A 22,085-nucleotide genomic window follows, 5' to 3' on the forward strand; every position below is an offset into this window, starting at 1 on the left:
TTAACGCTTTAATAAACCTGACTTTTCAACAAGGACTTTAATCAAGTAAACAAGGATACCGGCGAAAAAGCCGACTGAAATCAAACGAATGATGAACAAGGTGATCAATAGGCCAGGCTTATAGGCCAAGTAGCCACTGTTGAACAAGTCCCAAGCAAACGTAATCAGTGTGCTAGTAATCACGGACAGCGTCAGCCCAATTTTATCCCAGTTCTTGTAGCCAGTTAAGGTGAAACCAAGCTCGGAACTGATTCCTTGAACAAAACCGTAGAGTAAAGTAGCGGCACCCCAACTTGAGAAGAGGAGCATCTCAACGACGGCCGCCAACACTTCACCAATCAAGGTTGCGCCAACTTTGCGAAGGAGTACCCCGGCTAATGGACCGGCCATCAACCACACCCCGATTGTCATATCGTTAGCGAATGGCTTGAGCGCTGGAATTGCGGCTAAGGCGTAATAAGACGCGCCCCAAACCTGATAAATAACCCCGAAAAAAATCGCGATAATGGCTAGAAAAATAACATCACGTAGCGCCCATCCGCGCTTGTGTTCTTGTACTGTTTGCATAACGTGCAAACCCCCGTTCATATAATTCGAATCGCCCAAAGCTTCGGAAAATAAAAAGAACCCCAGTATCAACCGTCTTGGCAATACTGGGGTTCGCTTACTTTAAGTCGTAAACAAACCAAGCTCCCTAGCAGGCATTATCCTGCTCAGGTTCTATGGGTATCATCTCAGCCACTTGGCACCCCAGCTTGTTTGATTCGTTAAAGTAAGTATAGGGGCTTGGCAGGTACAATGCAACTAGCTGGTGAGTTAAGCAGAGAAATTATACTGAATATTTGATAGAATATAGATATTGAATGAAAAATGGAGGAATTCACCCGTGGAGGAGTGCCAAATTAAGTTGTTCGGTCTGTCAGCTAACCATGAGTTAGCTGAAGCAGTGGCAGATGAGTTGCATCAACCTTTAAGTCAAATTGATATCAAGCGTTTTGCTGATGGTGAAATCTACGAACGTGTGTTGGAAAGTGTTCGTGGTGATGACATTTATATTGTGGCACCAATTGCTGAAGAGGTGAATGATGCCTTCATGGAAATTATGATTGCCGTTGATGCGCTTCGACGTGCTTCAGCCGCCCACATTAACGTGGTGATTCCATACTTTGGATACGCACGTCAAGACCGTAAGGCTAAGTCGCGTGAGCCAATCACGGCCAAGATGGTGGCTTCATTACTTGAAATGGACGGCATCGATCGCGTTTTGGCTGTCGATTTGCACGCTGACCAATTGCAAGGATTCTTTGATATCCCGGTTGATCATTTGCAAGCGGCACCGTTGTTGTCCGATTACTTCTATCGTCGCAACATGTTGGAAAACTTGGTTGTCGTGTCACCGGATCACACCGGTGCTGGGCGTGCCCGCAAGTTTGCTGACTTGGTGAACGCCCCATGGGGTGTGGTAAATGACAACGTGGCGATGACGACGCCTGAATCGCCAGATGCGATTGTGGGTGAGGTTGCCGGTCGCCGGGCAATTATTGTCGATGATATTGTTGATACGGGGCGCCGTGTGCAAATGACAGCCCGCGCCTTGCGAGCAAACGGGGCAACCGATGTCTTCGTTGTGGCAACGCACGCCGTTTTATCGGGTGATTCAGCTCAACGCTTGGCAGCCGACGAGAATATTTCCCACTACATCTTCACGGATACATTGTTGATGCCAGAGGCAAAGCAGAGTGCGAAGTTTACGCGTCTGTCAGTCGCACCATTATTGGCTGACGCCATCGTCCGCATCCATGAAAATCGTCCGTTGGATATCTTGCTAAAGTCACGGAATAATCCAGATGCCAAATTATAATATGTTATGATGGTATTGAAATAACATGCAATAAAATGAACATTGAGGGGTATTTACAATGGTTTATGCAGCAGCTGATAATCGCTATGATGTGATGCCATACCGCCGTGTGGCTGATTCTGGCTTGATTTTGCCAGCGCTATCATTTGGTTTGTGGCGTAATTTGGGTGACCAAAAGCCACTTGCTAACTCACGTGAAGTGATGTTAAAAGCGTTTGATAATGGTATTTTTTCATTTGACAACGCCTCTAATTATGGGCCTTCTGATGGTTCAGCCGAAGAGACTTTCGGAGCTGTCTTCGAAAAGGATTTGAAGCCATACCGTAACGAATTGGTGATTACCACCAAGGCGGGTTACCACATGTGGCCAGGTCCTTTGGGTGAATTCTCTGGTAAGAAGACGTTGACGGCAGCGTTGGATATGTCATTGCAACGCATGCACCTGGACTATGTTGATATTTTCTACGCACACCGTTGGGATCCAAATACAAATTTGCGTGAAACGGCTGAGGCGTTAGATTTGATTGTCCGTCAAGGTAAGGCATTGTATGTTGGTGTTTCAAACTACACCACGGAACAAGTTGCTGAAATCGGTCAAATTTTTGATGAGTTGCACACGCCATTCATTGGTAACCAAATGTCATACAACATGTTCAATCGTGAAGCAGAAACGACGGATATGTTGGCCGAATTGGATAAGCACCATGCCGGTCTGATTGCGTATGGGCCTTTGGCTGAAGGCTTGTTGACGGATCGTTACTTGGACGGTTTCCCAGCTGATATGCCGCTGCACCGCACGAATGCTTTCATTAAGGAAGATCCTGAGGGAACGGTTGCGAAGTTGAACGCTTTGAATGCGGTCGCTGCTGACCGTGGTCAGACGTTGGCCCAATTGGCGATGGCATGGTTGCTGCGTGACAAGCGCGTGCCATCAATCGTGATTGGCGCATCTTCAGTTGATCACTTGTTGGACAACGTGAAGGTAGCGGACAACATGACCTTGTCTGCAGAAGAACTGGCTAAGATTGATGCCATTTTGAACAATAAGTAGTTGATAAGAAAGGTGGTCGCTTTTCCAAGTGGCCATCTTTTTTGATATACTAAATTGACTAGAAATAAGGGAGCACATTGGTGATGAAGAAGATTATTGTATTGGGTTCGTTGAATGCGGATACCATATTGCACATTCCACACTTGCCACAACAAGGTGAAACGTTGGCAATGGATGATGCCTCAACGGCGCCTGGTGGTAAGGGTGCCAATCAAGCGGTCGCAGCAAAGCGGTTAGGTGCGGACGTTAATTTTATTGGCGCCGTCGGGGATGACCAGAACGGGCAACTATTACTAGATGCATTACAAGCGGATGGTATTGATACAGCCCATGTGGCTGAACTATCAGGTGTTGCAACAGGTGCTGCATACATTATGCTTGAGGCTGACTCAAACAACACCATTTTGATTCTCGGTGGCGCGAACCGCCAAGTGAATGAATCAAATGTTGCCGCAGCCGATGCAACGATTAAAGCGTCAGACGTGTTGATTGCCCAATTTGAGACGCCAATGGTTGCCACACTGAGCGCATTTAAAGCGGCCAAGGCTGCTGATGTCATGACGGTGCTCAATCCCGCGCCAGCAACCAAGGATATTCCCGCTGAATTGTTGGCACTGACTGATTTAGTGGTGCCAAATGAGACAGAAGCCGAAATTATTACGGGTATTCCAGTAACTGATGACCTATCAATGGAAAGTGCCGCCAAGCGCTTACAAGAAATGGGTGCCAAAAATGTGATTATTACGGTTGGCGAACGCGGCTCGTACTTCCACATGGCTGATGGTGAAAATGGGTTTGTGCCGGCCTTGAAGGTTAAGGCAGTTGACACAACGGCGGCTGGTGATACGTTTATCGGTGCGCTAACAACGAAGCTTGACGCCGACATGCGTAATGTTGAAGATGCAGTGCGCTTTGCAAATGCAGCGGCAGCTATTACGGTCCAAGGTGCCGGTGCACAACCATCAATTCCAACGCTTGATCAAGTGAATGCCTCACGTGGTTAAGCTTGCAAAGGCTGGGTGAGTCCCAGCCTTTTTCAATCGAAACGAGAGATTTGTAATGAATAATAACGATATTGTGCGTCGCATCCGCTTTATTTTTAATATTAAGAATGCTGACATGATTAAAATTTTTGAACTGGGTGGTCTGAAAATGACTAAGGAACAGTATCAAGACATCATGACGAAGCAAGAACCGGATACACCACGTGATGAAAAGTTGAGTCGGCATGACTTAGAAGTCTTTATGAATGGGCTGATTATTTCGCAACGTGGTGTGAAGAAGGACGAAGACGGTAATCCAATTGAGCCTGATTACAGTATGCAACGTGATAATGATATTAATAACGTTGTGATCAAAAAGTTGAAGATTGCGATGACTTATTCAAATGAAGACTTGCTTGATTTTTGGACGGCCGATGGCTTTACAGTCACCAAGGGGGAAGTTGGTGCGATGCTACGTCGCAAAGGACATCCTAAATATTTGGTTGTTGGTGACCAATTTATGCGTAAATTATTAGCAGGAATGGCCATAACTTTCCGTGATAACGCTGAAGCGGGTAAAACAGAATAATTTGTGAAGCTGGGTGCCAATGGTATCCAGCTTTTTTCAAGGGTTCGGCACGGAAAATACTGACCCAATTTGCTATACTGAGCCCATAACAATAGATATGGGGGATATCACTATGACAGAAGACTTGAACTTGAATATCGAACCAATGCATTTCCAAAAGATTTTGGTTGGTGTCGATGAGTCACAACAAGGACATGTGGCGTTGGCCAATGCGATTCACCAGGCAATTGAGGACGATGCGACGTTGTACATTGCATCAATTCTGGAATTGGGTGAATTGTCGGCGGTTGATGTGTTGAATTTGCCAGCGGTGCAAATGATGCAAGACAACTTGGCTGCTAATCTTGATCGTTACAAGGCATATGCGGAGTCACACGGCGTGAAGCAGGTTGAAGTGGTATATGATAGTGGCCAACGGGCTGGTGAAGTCTTAGTTGACGTCTTGGCGCCTAAGATTGGGGCGGATTTGATTATTATCGGGGCCCACTCAAAGAAGGGCTTCTGGGAATCACTTGGGTCACAAGCCGTTTATGTGGCTCGTCACGCCAAAGTATCGTCAATGATTGCCCGCTGTGACACGGCTGTTGATGCCAAGTAAGAAAATAAAGTATGAAGAATTTGTAAGCGGAGCATGATTGCTCTGCTTATTTTTTATTAAGAAAACTAGAATAATTCACCTTATTGAATTATTTTTGACAGATGTGAAAAAATAGGGTTGCTTATGCATAATATGAACTGTATACTAGCACTTGCGGGTGAGGAGCCCCGGTTAAGCGAAAGTCATAAGCCTTCAACTAACATGGTTAGTTGGACGAAATCCTTTATGAAATTTGTTTAGCACTATTAACTAAAAAGTGAATAGTACACTGGGGAACCCTCCTCACTACGACTTTTTCTCGTATATAGGAGGTTTGTCATGTCTAAGGAAGAAATGACAAAGAAGCACTTCGTCGGCGATGCAACTGCTGACGCAAGTCTAGGCGACGTGAATGGTTCAGTTGAAGTGCCAACGAACGGTTCATTTTGGCGCAAATTGTGGGCTTTTTCAGGGCCCGGTGCACTGGTTGCGGTCGGATACATGGATCCGGGTAACTGGGTGACATCAGTAGCGGGTGGTGCGAACTACCACTACACGCTTTTGTCAGTTGTTTTGGTCTCATCATTGATTGCGATGATGTTACAATACATGGCTGGTAAATTGGGAATGGTGAAGCGCGAAGATTTGGCGCAAGCTACGCGTGCCCGCACATCAAAGTCAGGTGGCTTTGTATTGTGGATTATGACTGAATTAGCGTTGATTGCAACGGATATTGCCGAAGTTATCGGTGGGGCCATTGCGTTGCACTTGCTATTTGGTTGGTCAATGATTGCCTCTGTTTTGACAACGGCATTTGATGTTATTTTGCTATTATTATTGATGCGTTTTGGTTTCCGTAAAATCGAAGCAATTGTCATTACATTGATTTTGACCATCTTGTTTATTTTTGGTTATTTGGTGGTGTCATCAAATCCAGATATCGTGGCGATGCTAGGTGGTTATGTGCCACAGCTACAAGCCGTTAGCACACATGCACCTAAGGGTGTTGATTCACCATTGCTGATGACCTTGGGAATTGTTGGTGCAACGGTGATGCCGCACAACTTGTACTTGCACTCATCAGTTTCACAAACACGTAAGATCAACCGTGAAAACAAGGCTGAATTGAAGGAAGCGGTGCGCTTCATGACCTGGGATTCAAACATCCAATTGACGTTGGCCTTTGTTGTTAACTCATTGTTGTTGATTTTGGGAGCATCATTGTTCTTCGGTCACGGTGATTCAGTTGGAACGTTCGGTCAAATGTACACGGCGTTGTCAGATAGTACGGTTGCTGGTGCGATTGCATCACCGGTTTTGTCAACGTTGTTTGCGGTCGCTTTGTTAGCATCAGGACAAAACTCAACGATTACGGGGACGCTAACTGGTGAAGTTGTCATGGCAGGATTCCTGCGCTTGAAGATTCCAATGTGGGCTCGTCGTATGATTACCCGTGGACTAGCCTTGGCACCAGTCATCGCCTTTACGTTGATGTATGGTGGGGATGAAGCGAAGTTGGATACGTTGTTGATTAACTCACAGGTGTTCCTATCAATCGCCTTGCCATTTGCCATGGCACCGTTGATTTTGTTTACATCATCTAAGAAGGTGATGGGGGAAGATTTCGTTAACCCGAAGTGGATGACAATTCTAGCCTGGTTGGTCTTTATCGTGCTAACAGGTTTGAACATTCAATTGGTCGTTCAAATCATTGCGAACTGGCTATAAACATTAAGTAAGCACTTCAATCTTCGGATTGAGGTGCTTTTTTGCGGAATTTATCGTTTTGAGCACCGAACAATAAATCTTCATAAAGGATTCCTATACTGAACGTACATTCAGATGGGAGGATTGAAATGATGAAATTACGTCAATTATTTTTAATCGTATTAGCTGTCGGCGCGGCAGTCTTTGGCATGATGACAGCAGTCAACGCGGCCGGCAAGACGACCGACTTGACTGCAGGTGATTATACAGTCGGAACAGATATCAAACCTGGTCGATACATTGTCACGCCAACTAATGGGACAAGTGGGAATTTTACAAGTTCGACAGGCGATACTAATGTCGTTCTAGGTGATCCTAATGCAGATATGGGTACTGACATGTATGTTTCGTCTTATACCCTGGATTTGAAGAAAAAGGTTAATATTTCTTTAAGTGGGGTTACGGCCCATTTTGAAGCGGTTACCAAGCGCAAGGCAATTAAGTCAGGTGACCTACATGCGGGTGTGTATAAGGTGGGTAAAGATATTAAACCTGGTAAGTATAAGATTACTGCTGTACAAGGTTCTGGTAATTTAGTAAGCACCAAAAAAGGCTTTATTAATGAAATGATGGGGACTGATTCGCAAGATGGCATGTATGTGCAGTCCTATAATACGAAGCTTCGGAAGGGGCAGGTCATCATGACAACGTTGGAACTGATTAAACTGGAGCGACGATAAGATAATTTGAAACCCGTGCCCTATTTAAACTAAATAACAGTAAAGCCGTCAGTAATAAGAATTGCTGACGGCTTTATTCTTGACATAACATTATATCTCATATAACATAATGTTATACGATAAATAGTGTTATATAAAACAAAGGAGATGCGGTGATGAACATTCAAGTACCAACCGCTTTGCTGGACGGATCTGTGTTAGCACTATTAGCTAAAGAAGATACGTACGGCTATATTATTACCAAAGCGATGCAGGATTTATTGGGTGTCAGCGAATCAACGATGTATCCGGTTCTACGACGCTTAAAGAAAGATGGTTATCTGGAGACATATGATCAGCCGTTTGAAGGCCGCATTCGACGTTATTATCGCTTGACTGAAACCGGGCAAGAACATTTAACAGAAATCAAGGCGGCTTGGGGCGATTTCCGCCAAGCTATTAATTCACTATTGGAGGAGAAGTAGGCAATATGGTTAATGAGTATTTAGCAGAAGTGAAAGCAAATATGTCAGGTATTCCGGCAGATGAACGCGATGAACTCTTGCAGTTTTATGAGGAGCAAATGATGGATGCGGGGCTGACAACAGATGAAATTGTGGCGAAGTATGGTTCACCTAAGCAATTTGCCCGGACGTTAAAAGTCGAATATTTTATCGAGTCAGATAATGATGCCGCGCAGGATGCGCCAGCAGGTAAGCGTACAAAGAATTTGACAATGATGATTTTGTTAATTGTTCTCGGTCTCTTTGCCTCACCAATTTTGATTCCACTAGCCATCGTCGTAGTGGTTGGTATTATGAGCGTGTTAGCTATTTTTCTGATGATTTTAGCTGGTATCTATATGGGAATCGTTGGGGCGTTAGCCGGTGGTTTGTTCATGTTTGTACTTGGTATTGGCGTACTCACGCAAGCCGTTGGGACTGGCATTTTCTACATGGGCTTGGGCATTGCTTTGACGGCAGCAGTTATTTTCTTCACGCCGCTAGTTTGGGCCGTGACGAAAGCGTTGTTTGAGATGTTTGTGACATTTTTGAAGTGGATTGGTCGACGTTTCTTGTCAAAGAAGCACACGCCAGTAACGGAGGGTTAAAGTGATGAAGTTAAAGCACGCGTTGATTATTGGTGGTGTTGGGATGGCAATTGGTGGCGTGATGATGGCTGGTAGCTACATGAGCGGTGCCAATCTGAATGTTGCTTGGCATGATGGCCCAAAGGTGGTCAATATTAAGCATATTAATAAAACTTTTGCCGGTCAGGATATTAAACAGCTTCGGGTGACGAATGATAATAATTACGTTGAAATCAAGCGCGGGACAGAATGGCGTGTCAAAATGACAACCATTAATGCACACATGAGCACGCAGTTACGCGATGGCGTGCTGACTGTCCATGCCACGGACCAGGATAATGTGATGACAACGATGAGTTATGATCCGGCTGTCACGATTACGGTACCCGATGGGGTGAAACTGGATAAATTGGATTTGACGAGTGAAAATGGCGGCATAGCAGTGAAAGGCTTGGCTGTGACGCAATCACTTTTGCGCAATGATAATGGTGGTATTCGTTTGGAGAACGTTACCGGCGACACAGTGAAAAGTGAAGCAGAAAACGGGGCAACGCGTCTGCAGAATGTGACCCTGAAGTCGGCACATATCACAACTGATAATGGTCAGGTAAAGCTAAACAATACGACCTTAACGGAAACGAGCGATGTTACGGCGGAAAACGGCCAAGTTGTTTTGCAAGGGGTGACTGCACCTGGGATGGCAATTAAAACAGATAGTGGCTATTTGACGGCCCAAGGATTTGACTTGCCAGCTGGTGCTAAAGATTACCAAACAGGTGATCAAAATAAAGCGCTACACGTGCAGACAACTAATGGCATGATTCAATTAAAAAAATAAACTAGCAAAACACGGCGACTCAGAACGAGACGCCGTGTTTTTCACGTTAATGCTCTAATAATTTTTTAATCTTTGGTATAATCAGACTATTAAAGGGGTGACAGCAATGAAAATTAATCAATTTGCGGTGGTCGACACACCGTTTGAAACACAATTAAAAGAACTCGCGACAATTGGTTTTTATGATGAACCAGTTCAGGTAGCACACGCAAAAAATGCGACGGCGGTTTGGCGGGAGTTATTACGGATTGCCTTTCCAGAAGTGCAGGACGGTCGTGTGAAGTTCCGTGATATTGCCATTAACACTCGTGAGGATTTGGCTGGGTACTTAAATAGTGGTGCGCCAGTGACGGAAGAGGTGTTTAACGCCGTCGCTTTGCAATTGTTAGGTTTTGTTGAGGATGTTGATTATACGTTCGACAAAGTGGCTGAAGCCGTGGCGACCATTAATTTGCCACTCTATCACAAGGCGCGACGTTGGGATGCGGATGATGTTTTGACAGCTTGGTACCAATTATTGGTGACGCATACACGTAATGGGCTGCAATTCATTGACGACCTAGCTAGTCGTGGGTATTTTATGAAGAACAACGTGCCACTGTTTTTCAATGGTAAGGCAATGGCCACATTTGATACGAGTGCGTTAATTCGTGAAGTGGTGTACGTTGAGACGGACGTTGACACTGATGGCGATGGTGTCCGAGATTTGGTGCGCGCCGAGGTAATTCGACCAGATACTGGCGTTAAGGTGCCAACGCTCTTTACCGCGTCACCTTATTACCAAGGGCTAAATAATGAAGCGAATGATGCGTTGGTTCACAATGTTGACGTCGCACTGTTACGCAAAACACCCAACACGTTGACGTATGAAGAGATTAAATATGAGCCTGAACAAGAAGCCTTGCCCGAAGCCCACGAAATTGCAGGCGAGGTGACTGAAACGACAGAATCGTTTACTGGTACGTCACATGTTGATTTAAACAATTATTTCTTGGCACGTGGCTTTGCGGTTGTCTATTCAGCTGGGGTCGGGACGCGTCATTCGGACGGGATGCAGGATACAGGGTCACCAGAACAGGTGGCTAGCATGCGGGCTGTTGTTGAGTGGTTGGCAGGTGACCGGCTGGCATTCATCGATAAGCACAGTGGTCAAACCATTAAAGCAAACTGGTCGAATGGTAAAGTGGCGATGACGGGTAAGTCTTACTTGGGGACACTGGCGACCGCGGTGGCAACAACCGGCGTACGCGGTCTGGAAACGGTGATTTCTGAAGCGGCGATTTCGGATTGGTATCAATACTACCGTGATAACGGTTTGGTCATTGCGCCCGGTGGTTTCCCTGGCGAGGATATGGATGTCTTGGCGGAATTAGTGTATTCGCGCATGTTGGATAGTGCGGATTGGCACCGTACCAAGATGCAATGGCATGGGTTCCAGCATGCAACGGCTGAGCATATGGATCGTACCACCGCTGATTACAATACGTACTGGGATGCGCGTAATTACCTAAATAATGTGCCAAATATTCAGGCTGATATTGTGATGGTCCATGGTTTGAATGATTGGAATGTTAAACCACGTCAGGTGTTCCGCTTATGGCAAAACTTACAAAAATTGCCAGTAGTTAAGAAACTGTATCTTCACCAAGGACAACATATTTACATTAACAATAACCGCTCCCTTGATTTTGCGGATCAAATGAATTTGTGGTTGAGCTATAAGCTCTACGGTGTCCAAAATCAAGCAGCTAGCCAGTTACCAGATGTTACTTGGCAAGCAAATGATCAAGCTGAGACTTGGGAGACCGGGCATGAGTGGGGGACGACGACGCTTACAACATTGCCATTAGTTGCTGAAACGGCGACAGTTCAGTATGAAGACTGGCAAATCGCGGACGATTTTGCCGCGTATAAGCAAGATTTCAACGCGTGGCGCCAACAGATGTTGCAACGTGAGAATGACAAGTTAGATGTGAACCGGGTGGTTTTTGTGCAACCTGCTTTTGAAAAGGATATGGTCATTGATGGTGAAGTGACGTTACAATTACGGATTAAGTCATCGGCAGATGTTGGCTTAGTGAGCGCCATGCTGGTTGATTATGGTGAAGCCCGGCGTCTAGCAGCGACACCACGACCGCAGGGCGTGCTAATTGATCGTGGTACTGGATGGCAGCCGACGCCATTAGTGGAATTTCAATTGGCAAAACCAACGACTGAAAAGATGATTAGTATTGGTCACATCAATCTTCAGAATCGGACAGCACCATGGCGTGTGGATGACCTTGTGCCAGACGAATTTGTTGACGTGGCGCTCACCCTGCAACCAACCCGTTATCGATTGCCGGCTGGTCATCAGCTTGGTGTGATTATTTATGGTACTGACTTTGAAATGACGGTGCGCGGTAACCAAGATATTCGTTACACCATCGATGTCGAACAAAGCCAGTTAATTGTGCCATTACAGGACAACACACAAAAATAGGATTATTTTTCCGCGTCATTGCCACTTTATGCTACCATGGTAACAATTGAGTTTAGAACGAGGGGGGGCAGACGATGGATCGTAAGCTAATCGGCATAGATTTGGATAAAACAACACTAAATGACGCAGGCAAGGTATCTGACCGCACGCGTCGTACTTTACAAGCTGCGCAACGTGAAGGTCACATTGTTTCGATTGTGACTGGACGACCAGTGCGTTTGTCAATGGACATCTATGACACGTTGGGATTGCAATCACCGATGATTAATTTTAACGGGTCATTGGGGCACAAGCCTTATCAACACTGGGATCATGAGTATTCATTTAATATCGACCGTGAAATTGCGTTTGATTTATTGGAAAATGCGCAGATGATGGGGATTGATACGGTGGTAGCCGAAAGTAAGAATGATGTTTGGGCAAACGGTAATGGTCCGCAGCGTGGGACGGAAGATGCTATTTTCTTCCCACAAGATGAAACAGGCCGCAAAATGTTAGACCGCTTGAATCTACAGACGGATGTTAATGCCATTCTGATTCACGCCGAAAATGCCTTGCATCAATCACAAATTCAACATTTCGTGACGGACCGTTACGGGGCTGATCGTGTTAATGTCAAGACATGGGGTGGTGAGTCACCAGTGCTTGAAGTCGCACCAGCCGGGGTTTCAAAGGATACTGGCCTAGATGTCTTGCGCAAAGCCTATGATATTAAGCGCGATGATATTTATGCGTTCGGTGACGAAATGAATGATTTCGAGATGATCGGCTATGCCACACATGGCGTGGTGATGAAGAACGGGAATCCAGAATTAAAGGCCATCGCGGATGATATGACGGACTATACCAACGAAGAAGATGGGCTGGCACGTTACCTTGAAAAGTTACTAAAATTGTCCCTTTAAAAATCACTTAACAAATGTGAAAGCACTGTGCAAGAGCAGTGCTTTTTTTGCGCAGTAAAAACGTGTAAAATAGAGTTTGAATACATAATAAAAGGAGCGCTGTGATGGCGGAGTTACCAGAAGGATTTGAAGAAAAATACCGCCAACTATTAGGCGATGAGGCAGATGCATTTATCGAATCATTTGATAAGCCTGTCGTAAAGGCATTTCGCCAGAACCCCTTGAAGGCCAATATGGACTTATATGACACTGAGTCCGACGGCAAAGTACCATGGGGAAAATGGGGCAACTATGGGGCCGTGAAAGGCCACTCTGTTGACCACACAACGGGTGTCATTTACTCACAAGAACCGTCTGCACAGTTGGTTGGCGAATTAGCCCGGCCTAAGCCTGGTGAACGCGTGTTGGACTTAGCGGCTGCACCAGGTGGTAAAACAACCCACTTGGCGTCGTTTATGGAGCAAAAGGGTTTGTTAGTGTCTAACGAAATCTTCCGTAAGCGAGCAGCAATCTTGAGTGAAAATGTCGAACGTTTTGGGGTACAAAACGCGATTGTGACGAATCATTCACCACAGGAATTGTCACCGAAGTTCCCACAATACTTCGATAAAATTGTGTTGGATGCGCCATGTTCAGGTGAGGGGATGTTCCGTAAAGATCCCGCTGCGATTAAGTATTGGCATGAGCACTACCCAGAAGAGAACGCCACCCGTCAACGTGAGATTTTGGAAGAAGCAGTTAAGATGCTAAAGCCAGGTGGCCAATTGGTCTACTCAACTTGCACGTTCGCCCCTGAAGAAGATGAGCGCATTATCGCTTGGCTAATCAGTGAACGTCCTGACTTGGAAATTGTCGATGCAGATAAATATGAAGGCATGGATGATGGTAAGCCAGAATGGGCTGACGGAAACCCTGATTTGAAGAAGACGGCCCGTTTGTTCCCACACCACTCAGATGGTGAAGGACACTTCATGGCCAAGTTAGTTTCAAATCAAACCGAAGACGACTATGTTGCTAAGGAACCTAAGTTGGCGAAGTCAAACTTGACGAAGGACCAACGAGCACTTTGGCAAGATTTCCGAACTGATTTCTTACCGGATTACGACCCAGCGTTGTTGATTGCGTTCGGTGATCAAGTCTACGCGGCCCCAGAAGGAACGCCTGATTTGACCGGCCTACAAGTGATGCGGGTTGGGGTCCACTTAGGAACGCTGAAAAAGAAGCGTTTTGAGCCAAGTTTGGCATTGGCGTTAGCATTGCACCCGGATCAATTCACCCGTCGCTACGAAGTGACTGATGAAGAATGGGCCAAGTATGTTCACGGTGATACATTTATGATTCGTGACCGTGAGCAGTACAAAAATGGCTGGTACTTGCTAGAAATTGGTGGAAACGGTACTGGCTTTGGTAAGTTGGTTGATGGTCAAATGAAAAACTTCTATCCGAAGGGGTTACGTTTCCAAGTTCGCGAAGAGAAAAACGAATTGTCTGACGATATGTACTAAACTGCGTTATTCTTTGGTAAGATAGAATTATTACAGCGTTGAAAGGAATGCACATGGCAAACGAGCAAATTACACGTGAAGAAGTTGAACACGTTGCCAACTTGGCAAAGTTGACTTTGACGGACGCAGAAGCTGACATGTTCACGGATCACTTGGAGAAGATTTTTGAAGTGGTCACGACATTGTCAGAAGTTGATACGGAAGGTGTTGCACCAACGTATTCAGTTACTGAAATGCGGACAGTGTTGCGTGAAGATGTGGCTGTAAACGCCCACCAGTCAGCAGAATTGTTGGCAAACGCACCAGAACACACGGATACCTTGATTAAGGTGCCAGCTATTCTTGATGAAGGAGCAGAGGGCTAATGGATTTCTTGCACACAGATTTGGAAACCTTGCACGAACAACTCGTGAACAAGGAAATCACAGCCGTTGAGTTGGCAGAAGCAACGTTGTCAAACATTGCTGCAACTGACGATACGTATGAAGCCTTTATCACAGTGATGAAGGATGAAGCTTTGGCAGAAGCTAAGGCAATTGATGAAGCCGGCATTGACCCAGACAACATCTTGTCAGGTATTCCATATGGTATCAAGGACAACTTGGTAACTAAGGGTGTCACAACAACTGCTGCTTCAAAGATTTTGCAAAACTTTAAGCCAATTTACGATGCAACGGTTATCGAAAAGTTGCGCGCTAACGGTGCTGTTGGCGTTGGTAAGTTGAACATGGACGAATTTGCCATGGGTTCAACCAGCGAAACGTCATATTATCGTAAGACGAAGAACGCTTGGGACCAAACCAAGGTGCCTGGTGGTTCATCTGGTGGATCTGCCGTTGCCGTTGCAGCTGGTCAAGTGCCATTTGCATTGGGAACTGACACGGGTGGTTCAATCCGTCAACCAGCGGCCTTTAACGGTATCGTTGGTATGAAGCCAACTTACGGTCGTGTATCACGTTGGGGTGTTATCGCCTTTGCGTCATCATTGGACCAAGTAGGGGTCTTCACCCGCACGGTTAAGGACAACGCTCGCGTTTTGTCAGCGATGGCTGGACAAGATGAGAAGGATCAAACATCATCAGATATTGCGGTGCCTGATTTCACAGCGAACTTGACGGGTGATATCAAGGGCTTGAAGATTGCGGTGCCAACGGAATACTTTGGAGCTGGTATCAATGCCGATGTTAAGGCCACAATCAAGGCTGGTATTGCTAAGTTGCAAGAGCTCGGCGCAGAAGTCGAAGAAGTGTCATTGCCACACACCAAGTACGGCGTGGCAGCTTACTACATTTTGGGTTCAGCTGAAGCATCGTCAAACTTGCAACGTTTCGATGGTATTCGCTACGGCTTCCGTCCAGAAGGTGTGAAGAACTTGGATGACTTGTATGTCCAAACGCGTTCACAAGGTTTCGGTGACGAAGTGAAGCGCCGTATCATGTTGGGAACGTATTCATTGTCAGCCGGTACTTACGATGCCTTCTTTAAGAAGGCTGCGCAAGTGCGTACGTTGATGAACGAAGACTTCCAAAATGTGTTTGCGAAGTACGATTTGATTATCGCACCAACGACGCCAAATGTTGCTTACAACTTTGGTGCCAATGAGGATGATCCTGAAGTCACTTACATGAATGACGTTTTGACAATTCCAGTTAACATGGCTGGTTTGCCAGGAATGTCAGTACCAGCTGGTTTTGTTAACGGTTTGCCAGTTGGCATGCAATTTATTGCAAACCGCTTCCAAGAAGAGACAATTTACCGTGCTGCCTACGCTTATGAGCAAGCAACACGTTTGTTCGAACAAGTACCGGGGGGTAACAAGTAATGGCTGTGCCGAATTTTGAAACGACGATTGGTCTTGAAGTCCACGTTGAGTTGAAGACAAACTCAAAGGCAATGTCACCATCACCTGTACAATATGGTGCTGAGCCTAACGCAAATACAAATGTCATTGATTGGGGTTACCCTGGTGTTTTGCCACAAGCAAATAAGGGTGCGTTGGAATACGGTATGATGGCCGCTTTGGCTTTGAATGCTGAGGTTACACGTGATTTGCACTGGGACCGTAAGAATTACTTCTACCCAGATAACCCTAAGGCATACCAAATCACACAACAACAAGAACCAATCGGCCGTAATGGTTGGTTGGAGATCGAGTTTGAGGGTGAGAAGAAGCGTGTGGGTATCACGGAACTGCACGTTGAAGAAGATGCTGGTAAGAACACCCACGGGACGGATGGCTACTCATATGTTGACTTGAACCGTCAAGGAACACCATTGATTGAAATCGTTGGGGCCCCTGATATTTCATCACCAGACGAGGCCTACGCCTACCTTGAAGCTTTGCGTCAAGCCATCCAATTTACGGGTATCTCAGACGTTAAGATGCAAGAAGGGTCAATGCGTGTCGACGCCAACATCTCAATTCGCCCAGTCGGTTCTAAGGAATACGGTACAAAGGTCGAGTTGAAGAACTTGAACTCATTCAACTATGTGCGTAAGGCATTGGCGTTCGAAGAAGATCGTCACGCTAAGATTTACATGGCTGGTGGCACAATCAAGCAACAAACACGTCGCTTTGATGAAGCAACTGGTGAGACAATCTTGATGCGTGAGAAGGAAACGGCTGATGATTATCGTTACTTCCCAGAACCTGATTTGACACCAGTCCATGTGACTGACGAATGGATTGCAGAAGTCCGTGCGAAGTTGCCAGAATCAGCAACTGAACGTAAGGCGCGCTATGTTGATGAACTTGGTTTGGAAGTCTATGACTCAGAAGTTTTGACGCAAACATTGGCGATGGCAAACTTCTTCGACGCAACCGTTGCAGAAGGTGCCGATCCAAAGCGTTCAGCTAACTACTTGATGGGTGATGTCAACGCGTACTTGAACGAGAAGCAAGTTGATTTGGAAGAGACTGCTTTGACACCAGCACACTTGGCCGGCATGATTAAGTTGATTGATGACGGTACGATTTCAACGAAGATGGCTAAGAAGGTCTTTGCAGCGATTACGCAAGGTGAAGACCCTGTCGAATACGTTGAGGCCAATGGCTTGAAGCAATTGTCTGATCCAGCTGTTTTGACGCCAATTATTGACGGTATTTTGGATGACAATGAGCAATCAATCATTGACTTCCACAATGGTAAGGACCGTGCGGTTGGCTTCTTGGTTGGTAAGATCATGAAGGAAACTAAGGGTAATGCAAATCCAAATGTTGTTAACGAATTGTTGATGGCTGGTTTGCAAGCTCGTAAGCCCGAATAAGAAGCGCAAGCAACACTCTGTTGTAAAGCTAACTTTAGGCTCGGTGTAGGAAACTCTATACCGGGCAGTACATATAATTATTTCTAAGAGGAGAAACACAGCTATGAAGCGTGCACGTATCATTTATAACCCAACCTCTGGGCGTGAGGCGATTCGTCGTGATTTGGTTGATATTTTAAATGTTTATGAACAAGCTGGTTATGAAACCAGTGCGTTTGCTACAACGCCTGAGCCTAATTCAGCGTTAAATGAGGCGCGTCGAGCTGCGGAAGCTGGGTTTGATTTGCTGATTGCGGCCGGTGGTGACGGTACAATCAATGAAGTTGTTAACGGCATTGCGCCATTGGATAAGCGCCCAATGTTGGCGATTATTCCGGCTGGGACAACCAATGACTATGCACGTGCTTTGCGCATTCCACGTGAGGATCCGCTAGCGGCTGCTAAGGTCATCCTAAAGGGCAAGGCCGCTAAGATGGATGTTGGACGCGCCAATGACACGTATTTTATTAACATCGCAGCTGGTGGCTCATTGTCTGAATTGACGTATTCAGTCCCATCAAAGCTTAAGTCAATGTATGGATACCTGGCCTATGTTGTGAAGGGTGCTGAAATGTTGACTCGTGTGGCACCAATGAATTTGCGCGTTAAGTATGACGATGGTGAATTTGAAGGTACTTCATCAATGTTTTTCCTGGCCTTAACTAATTCAGTCGGCGGTTTTGAACAAATCGTGCCAGATGCTAAGTTGGACGATGGTAAGTTTACGTTGTTGGTGGTTAAGACAACAAAGTTCGCTGAAATCTTGGGCTTAATTTCAGAAGTGCTAACTGGTAAGCACGTCGATGATCCAAACTTGTTGTATGTAAAATCAGAAAATGTTGAAATTACACCATTAGATGAAAATGCTAAGATTATGATTAACTTGGATGGCGAGTACGGTGGGGATGCACCGGTCGTCTTTAAGAATTATCACGCCCACATCGCAATGGTTGCGAATGTTGATGATATGCCAAGTGATAACTTGATTAAGGCCCCAATCTTATTGGATGAACACAAGTAAAAAAAGAGCCTGCCAGATGTTCTGGTAGGCTCTTTTGTGAGGAATGAACATGTTTGGAAAAAAGAAAACCAGTGTCGCGCAGCCTGCTAATACAAAGCACGCTTTCTACCAACAATTAGCCCATCATACTAAGCGAGCATGGGATATGGCAATTGCATTGGCACAATTAGATACCTTGCCAACTGATGCCACGCAGCGACAGAGTTTACATGTTGATGTGTCACAACCAGATGGTCGTCGCGGTGAGGGTCTGACATCAGTATCATTTTATGTTGATCCTGAAGAGATGCGACCTGTGTTTGTAGCGAAGCGCGATGAACAAGCCTCGATCGCAGCGGAATATCTTGAGTCGTTGCTGCTTAGCCCAGATTTAACGACGCGTGACCGTGATTTGGTGGCGACGCTACGTGATATGCAGCAAAACCAGGCATATGATTTAATATTGAAAACATTATTAAATCATAATGTCATCACACGGCGTGATATAAACTGATGGCGGGGCATGGTTTCATCGCACGCAAATAGTTGTTTTTTCACGAATTTAGACTATTATAAAGGTACAGCGTAATCTTAGACGTCGTCCTGCACCAGGGACGGCGTTTTTTTTTATAGACGTAAAAAGCACCCGTTTAGGCCTAAAACCTAAGCGGGTGCTTTTGTAATACTTTACTTTGACGTCAAACCATCATAGATTGTTTGTGCGTTGTGGTTCAACAAATCGTAGTACGTTGGGACAACGCCAGACTGCTTTGAAACAGAATCCGTCCACAACTCACCAGCAATGTGTGAGTTGATTTGTGAGATAACCGTTTGCATTGGCTTGTCTGATTCACCTTGCTCAACAAAGGTTGCGCGAACCTTTTCGCCTTGCAAAGCTTCAACCAACGTGCGGATTTGTGAAGGGGTACCATTTGATTCAGTATCGATTTCCCAGATGAAGTATGGCTTCAAACCAAAGTCACGGGCGAAGTAGGCCATGGCACCTTCTTGCGTAACCAACTTCTTATCATCAGCAGGCAAAGCGGCAAACTTAGCGTGCCACTTGTCATACAACTTTTGCAACTTTGCTTCATAAGCCGTTGCACGCTTAGCATAATAAGCCTTGTGGGCAGGATCCTTCTTTTCAAGGACCTTGGCAATGTTAGCAGCGTAAGTCTTACCTTCTAGTACACCGTTCCAAGCGTGGGGGTTATCTTGACCAGCCACACCAGCTGTCGTTAGCTTAATTGTCTTAATGCCGTCCGTCACGTTGAAGATTTCCTTACCAGCGTGCTTATCGGTGGTCTTCATCAACTTATCAAACCAACCTGAGCCACCCTTTTCCAAGTTCAAGCCGTTTGCAAAGACGATTGCGGCGTCTTGCGTACGCTTAACATCGGTTGGGGTAGGGTCATAATCGTGTTGGTCAGCCCCAATTGCGGTAATCGTGTGGGCATTAACGTACTTACCACCGATTTCTTCAGAAATTTGATTAATAATTGAAAATGATGAGACAACGTTCAAACGGCCGTCAGCTGCACGACCATCTGACTGATCGTTGCGGTGCATCAAACCAAATGCAACAGCAACAACCACAACAAGGGCAACAATAATCCCAATAATGCGCTTCATAAAACTAAACTCCTAATTGTTTAAAAAGACTAGGCGTGACGATTTTGCAATCGCAAACCTGTATGAGCAATAAACGATAAAATAAAAATAACCGCACCAGTCACAACGATGGCGGGACCAGATGGCCAGTCAAACGTGTAACTAAGAAATAAACCAACAAAAGCACTCAACACACCAAATGCCGCAGATAACCAAATCATTGGTTGGAAACGCTTAACTAATAATCGGGCGCTTGCTGCTGGGGTGATGAGCAGGGCCGTTACCAAAATGACCCCGACGGCGCGTAATGCCACAATGATAACCAAAGTAATCATGACGACCAACAGGTTTCGGAATAGATTTGCACGAATACCTTGCGCTTGCGCATATGATCGATCAAAAGTTGTGAGATATAACTCACGGTAGAAAATAGCAACAACTAGGATAACAATTAAGCCAATCACAAGGCTTGAAATGAGGTCACCACCAGAAACGGCGAGGATATTTCCGAATAAAATATCAGTTAACTTGGTGGTTGAGTGACCTGCTGTCATAATAATTGTGCCTAATGCAAAGAAGCTACTAAACGTGAGGCCAATCGCCGCATCAGTCTTTAACGGGGTATGTTCCGCGATGAAGTTAATGATGAGGGCGGCTAGCAAACCAAACACACCAGCGCCCCAGTAGTAGGGGATGCCGAGTAAAGCCGCGATGGCGATACCTGGCAAAACCGCGTGCGACATGGCATCACCGATTAGTGCCGTCCCTTGCAAAATACTAAACGCGCCAATCACGCCGGAAACCAAACCAATGATAACACCAGCGAGCAAAGCGTTCTGCAAAAAAGTGTACTGTCCGAAAGCGTGGAAAAAATTCAAAAGTGCTGCCATTTTAGCCTCCTTGCACAATGTGATTGTGACGATCCATGATGATCAAATGATCACCGTAGGCTTGCGACAAGCTCGTTGCATCCATGACTTGCTCTGGCGTACCTTGATTTAGAATGCCATGGTTGAGTAAGACAACCGAGTCGAAGTAGTTAGCGACTTTGCTTAAATCATGGTGCACAATAATGATGGTTTTACCCGCATCCCGGAGTTCACGTAAGGCATCCATAATTTGGGCTTCAGATGCCACGTCGATGCCGACGAATGGTTCGTCGAGGAGGTAAATATCCGCATCTTGCACTAATGCTCGCGCAACTAATGCGCGTTGCCGTTGTCCACCTGACAATTCATTTAAAGAACGATTTGCCAAATGGGCAATGTCCATCCGTTCAAGCGCCTGTTGCACCAGTGCTTCTTCAGTTTTACCAACACTATGCCAACGTGATATTTGGGACAAAACGCCCATCATCACTAAATCGAAGACATTTACTGGGAAGTCTAAGTCCAAATCGCTGCGTTGTGGTACATAAGCGAATTTGTCACGGCGCAGACGATTGGTGACCGGGACATCATTTAGGGTGATGTCACCAGCACTTGGTTGAATAATGCCTAGGATGGATTTAATTAACGTTGATTTACCGGCCCCATTTGGTCCGATAATCCCAATCAATTCGTTATCGTTAAATGAAATGGATAAATCTGTAAAAATCGGGCCGTATTCGTACCCAACAGTCAGATTTGAGATGGTTAACATATGCAAATCCCTTCATATATACTTACTTTTCAAAAGTAAAAAAGAATGACGCATAACAATCTACCAGTTTTTGTCCGGGTTGACAAACGAAAAAGTTAATATTTTATATATGAAAAAACCATCATATTTTATATAACCGAACAATACGACTAAAATTAGTTAATTAGCTGGTAAATGATAAGTCCAAGCGTTCCGATACTGCCCATCTATGGTAAAATTA

22 protein-coding genes and 1 riboswitch are annotated in these 22,085 nt (G+C 45.4%); of the genes, 18 read left to right on the forward strand and 4 right to left on the reverse strand.

Annotated elements, in window-relative coordinates; translation table 11 throughout:
- Positions 1–567 carry an ECF transporter S component gene (locus ESE_RS0101880; RefSeq protein ID WP_029237427.1) on the reverse strand — a complete coding sequence of 189 codons (567 nt, stop codon included), beginning with the start codon at positions 565–567 and terminating at the stop codon, positions 1–3.
- Positions 568–674: 107 nt separating this feature from the next.
- Positions 675–763, reverse strand: a riboswitch (TPP riboswitch).
- 123 nt (positions 764–886) lie between these two features.
- Here ESE_RS0101880 and ESE_RS0101885 point away from each other — a divergent pair.
- The 18 genes from ESE_RS0101885 (at position 887) to ESE_RS0101970 (ending at position 19,127) form a co-directional block, all read left to right on the forward strand.
- Entirely contained in the window at positions 887–1,861 is a 975-nt protein-coding gene (locus ESE_RS0101885) for a ribose-phosphate diphosphokinase (protein ID WP_010370339.1), read from the forward strand.
- A gap of 58 nt (positions 1,862–1,919) precedes the next feature.
- Positions 1,920–2,912, forward strand: coding sequence for an aldo/keto reductase (locus ESE_RS0101890; protein WP_010370341.1), 993 nt, complete (start codon positions 1,920–1,922; stop codon positions 2,910–2,912).
- Positions 2,913–2,995: 83 nt separating this feature from the next.
- Complete coding sequence (rbsK, locus tag ESE_RS0101895) at positions 2,996–3,916, forward strand: ribokinase (protein ID WP_010370343.1); 921 nt, start codon at positions 2,996–2,998, stop codon at positions 3,914–3,916.
- Between the two features lie 55 nt (positions 3,917–3,971).
- Entirely contained in the window at positions 3,972–4,484 is a 513-nt protein-coding gene (locus tag ESE_RS0101900) for a YehS family protein (RefSeq protein ID WP_010370346.1), read from the forward strand.
- 112 nt (positions 4,485–4,596) lie between these two features.
- Complete coding sequence (locus ESE_RS0101905; RefSeq protein WP_010370349.1) at positions 4,597–5,082, forward strand: universal stress protein; 486 nt, start codon at positions 4,597–4,599, stop codon at positions 5,080–5,082.
- Positions 5,083–5,400: 318 nt separating this feature from the next.
- Positions 5,401–6,789 (forward strand): Nramp family divalent metal transporter, encoded by a 1,389-nt coding sequence (locus ESE_RS0101910; RefSeq protein WP_010370351.1) that lies wholly within the window; start codon positions 5,401–5,403, stop codon positions 6,787–6,789.
- A 128-nt stretch (positions 6,790–6,917) separates the two neighbouring features.
- Positions 6,918–7,508, forward strand: a complete 591-nt coding sequence (locus ESE_RS0101915) for a hypothetical protein (protein WP_174855496.1) — start codon at positions 6,918–6,920, stop codon at positions 7,506–7,508.
- 155 nt (positions 7,509–7,663) lie between these two features.
- A complete protein-coding gene (locus ESE_RS0101920) occupies positions 7,664–7,972 on the forward strand; it encodes a PadR family transcriptional regulator (protein WP_010370357.1) in 309 nt (102 codons plus the stop codon).
- Between the two features lie 5 nt (positions 7,973–7,977).
- On the forward strand, positions 7,978–8,598 hold the full coding sequence (locus tag ESE_RS0101925; RefSeq protein ID WP_010370361.1) for a DUF1700 domain-containing protein: 621 nt from the start codon (positions 7,978–7,980) through the stop codon (positions 8,596–8,598).
- A 4-nt stretch (positions 8,599–8,602) separates the two neighbouring features.
- Positions 8,603–9,415 carry a DUF4097 family beta strand repeat-containing protein gene (locus ESE_RS0101930; protein ID WP_010370365.1) on the forward strand — a complete coding sequence of 271 codons (813 nt, stop codon included), beginning with the start codon at positions 8,603–8,605 and terminating at the stop codon, positions 9,413–9,415.
- 106 nt (positions 9,416–9,521) lie between these two features.
- Positions 9,522–11,897: a Xaa-Pro dipeptidyl-peptidase gene (locus ESE_RS0101935; RefSeq protein WP_010370367.1), complete on the forward strand. Its 2,376-nt coding sequence runs from the start codon at positions 9,522–9,524 to the stop codon at positions 11,895–11,897.
- Positions 11,898–11,971: 74 nt separating this feature from the next.
- On the forward strand, positions 11,972–12,802 hold the full coding sequence (locus ESE_RS0101940; RefSeq protein WP_010370371.1) for a Cof-type HAD-IIB family hydrolase: 831 nt from the start codon (positions 11,972–11,974) through the stop codon (positions 12,800–12,802).
- Between the two features lie 104 nt (positions 12,803–12,906).
- Positions 12,907–14,307 carry an RsmF rRNA methyltransferase first C-terminal domain-containing protein gene (locus ESE_RS0101945; protein ID WP_010370374.1) on the forward strand — a complete coding sequence of 467 codons (1,401 nt, stop codon included), beginning with the start codon at positions 12,907–12,909 and terminating at the stop codon, positions 14,305–14,307.
- A gap of 53 nt (positions 14,308–14,360) precedes the next feature.
- A complete protein-coding gene (gatC, locus tag ESE_RS0101950) occupies positions 14,361–14,672 on the forward strand; it encodes an Asp-tRNA(Asn)/Glu-tRNA(Gln) amidotransferase subunit GatC (protein WP_010370377.1) in 312 nt (103 codons plus the stop codon).
- The gene (gatA, locus tag ESE_RS0101955) at positions 14,672–16,129 is read left to right on the forward strand and encodes an Asp-tRNA(Asn)/Glu-tRNA(Gln) amidotransferase subunit GatA (RefSeq protein ID WP_010370379.1); all 1,458 of its coding nucleotides are present in this window, start codon (positions 14,672–14,674) and stop codon (positions 16,127–16,129) included. Before gatC ends, gatA begins: the two co-directional genes overlap by 1 nt.
- Positions 16,129–17,574 carry an Asp-tRNA(Asn)/Glu-tRNA(Gln) amidotransferase subunit GatB gene (gene gatB, locus ESE_RS0101960; protein ID WP_010370382.1) on the forward strand — a complete coding sequence of 482 codons (1,446 nt, stop codon included), beginning with the start codon at positions 16,129–16,131 and terminating at the stop codon, positions 17,572–17,574. Before gatA ends, gatB begins: the two co-directional genes overlap by 1 nt.
- Positions 17,575–17,677: 103 nt before the next feature.
- Entirely contained in the window at positions 17,678–18,634 is a 957-nt protein-coding gene (locus tag ESE_RS0101965; protein WP_010370385.1) for a diacylglycerol kinase, read from the forward strand.
- A 49-nt stretch (positions 18,635–18,683) separates the two neighbouring features.
- Positions 18,684–19,127 carry a hypothetical protein gene (locus ESE_RS0101970; RefSeq protein WP_010370388.1) on the forward strand — a complete coding sequence of 148 codons (444 nt, stop codon included), beginning with the start codon at positions 18,684–18,686 and terminating at the stop codon, positions 19,125–19,127.
- Between the two features lie 173 nt (positions 19,128–19,300).
- Here the strand turns inward: ESE_RS0101970 and ESE_RS0101975 are convergent, their stop codons facing one another.
- The 3 genes from ESE_RS0101975 to ESE_RS0101985 are packed head-to-tail and all read right to left on the reverse strand — an operon-like array spanning position 19,301 to position 21,865.
- Positions 19,301–20,245: a metal ABC transporter solute-binding protein, Zn/Mn family gene (locus ESE_RS0101975; RefSeq protein WP_010370390.1), complete on the reverse strand. Its 945-nt coding sequence runs from the start codon at positions 20,243–20,245 to the stop codon at positions 19,301–19,303.
- Positions 20,246–20,274: 29 nt separating this feature from the next.
- Positions 20,275–21,114 carry a metal ABC transporter permease gene (locus tag ESE_RS0101980; protein WP_010370393.1) on the reverse strand — a complete coding sequence of 280 codons (840 nt, stop codon included), beginning with the start codon at positions 21,112–21,114 and terminating at the stop codon, positions 20,275–20,277.
- Between the two features lies 1 nt (position 21,115).
- Complete coding sequence (locus ESE_RS0101985) at positions 21,116–21,865, reverse strand: metal ABC transporter ATP-binding protein (protein WP_010370396.1); 750 nt, start codon at positions 21,863–21,865, stop codon at positions 21,116–21,118.
- Positions 21,866–22,085: the final 220 nt, after the last annotated feature.

Origin of the sequence: Weissella cibaria KACC 11862 (assembly GCF_000193635.1) — a bacterium.
GTDB lineage: Bacteria > Bacillota > Bacilli > Lactobacillales > Lactobacillaceae > Weissella > Weissella cibaria.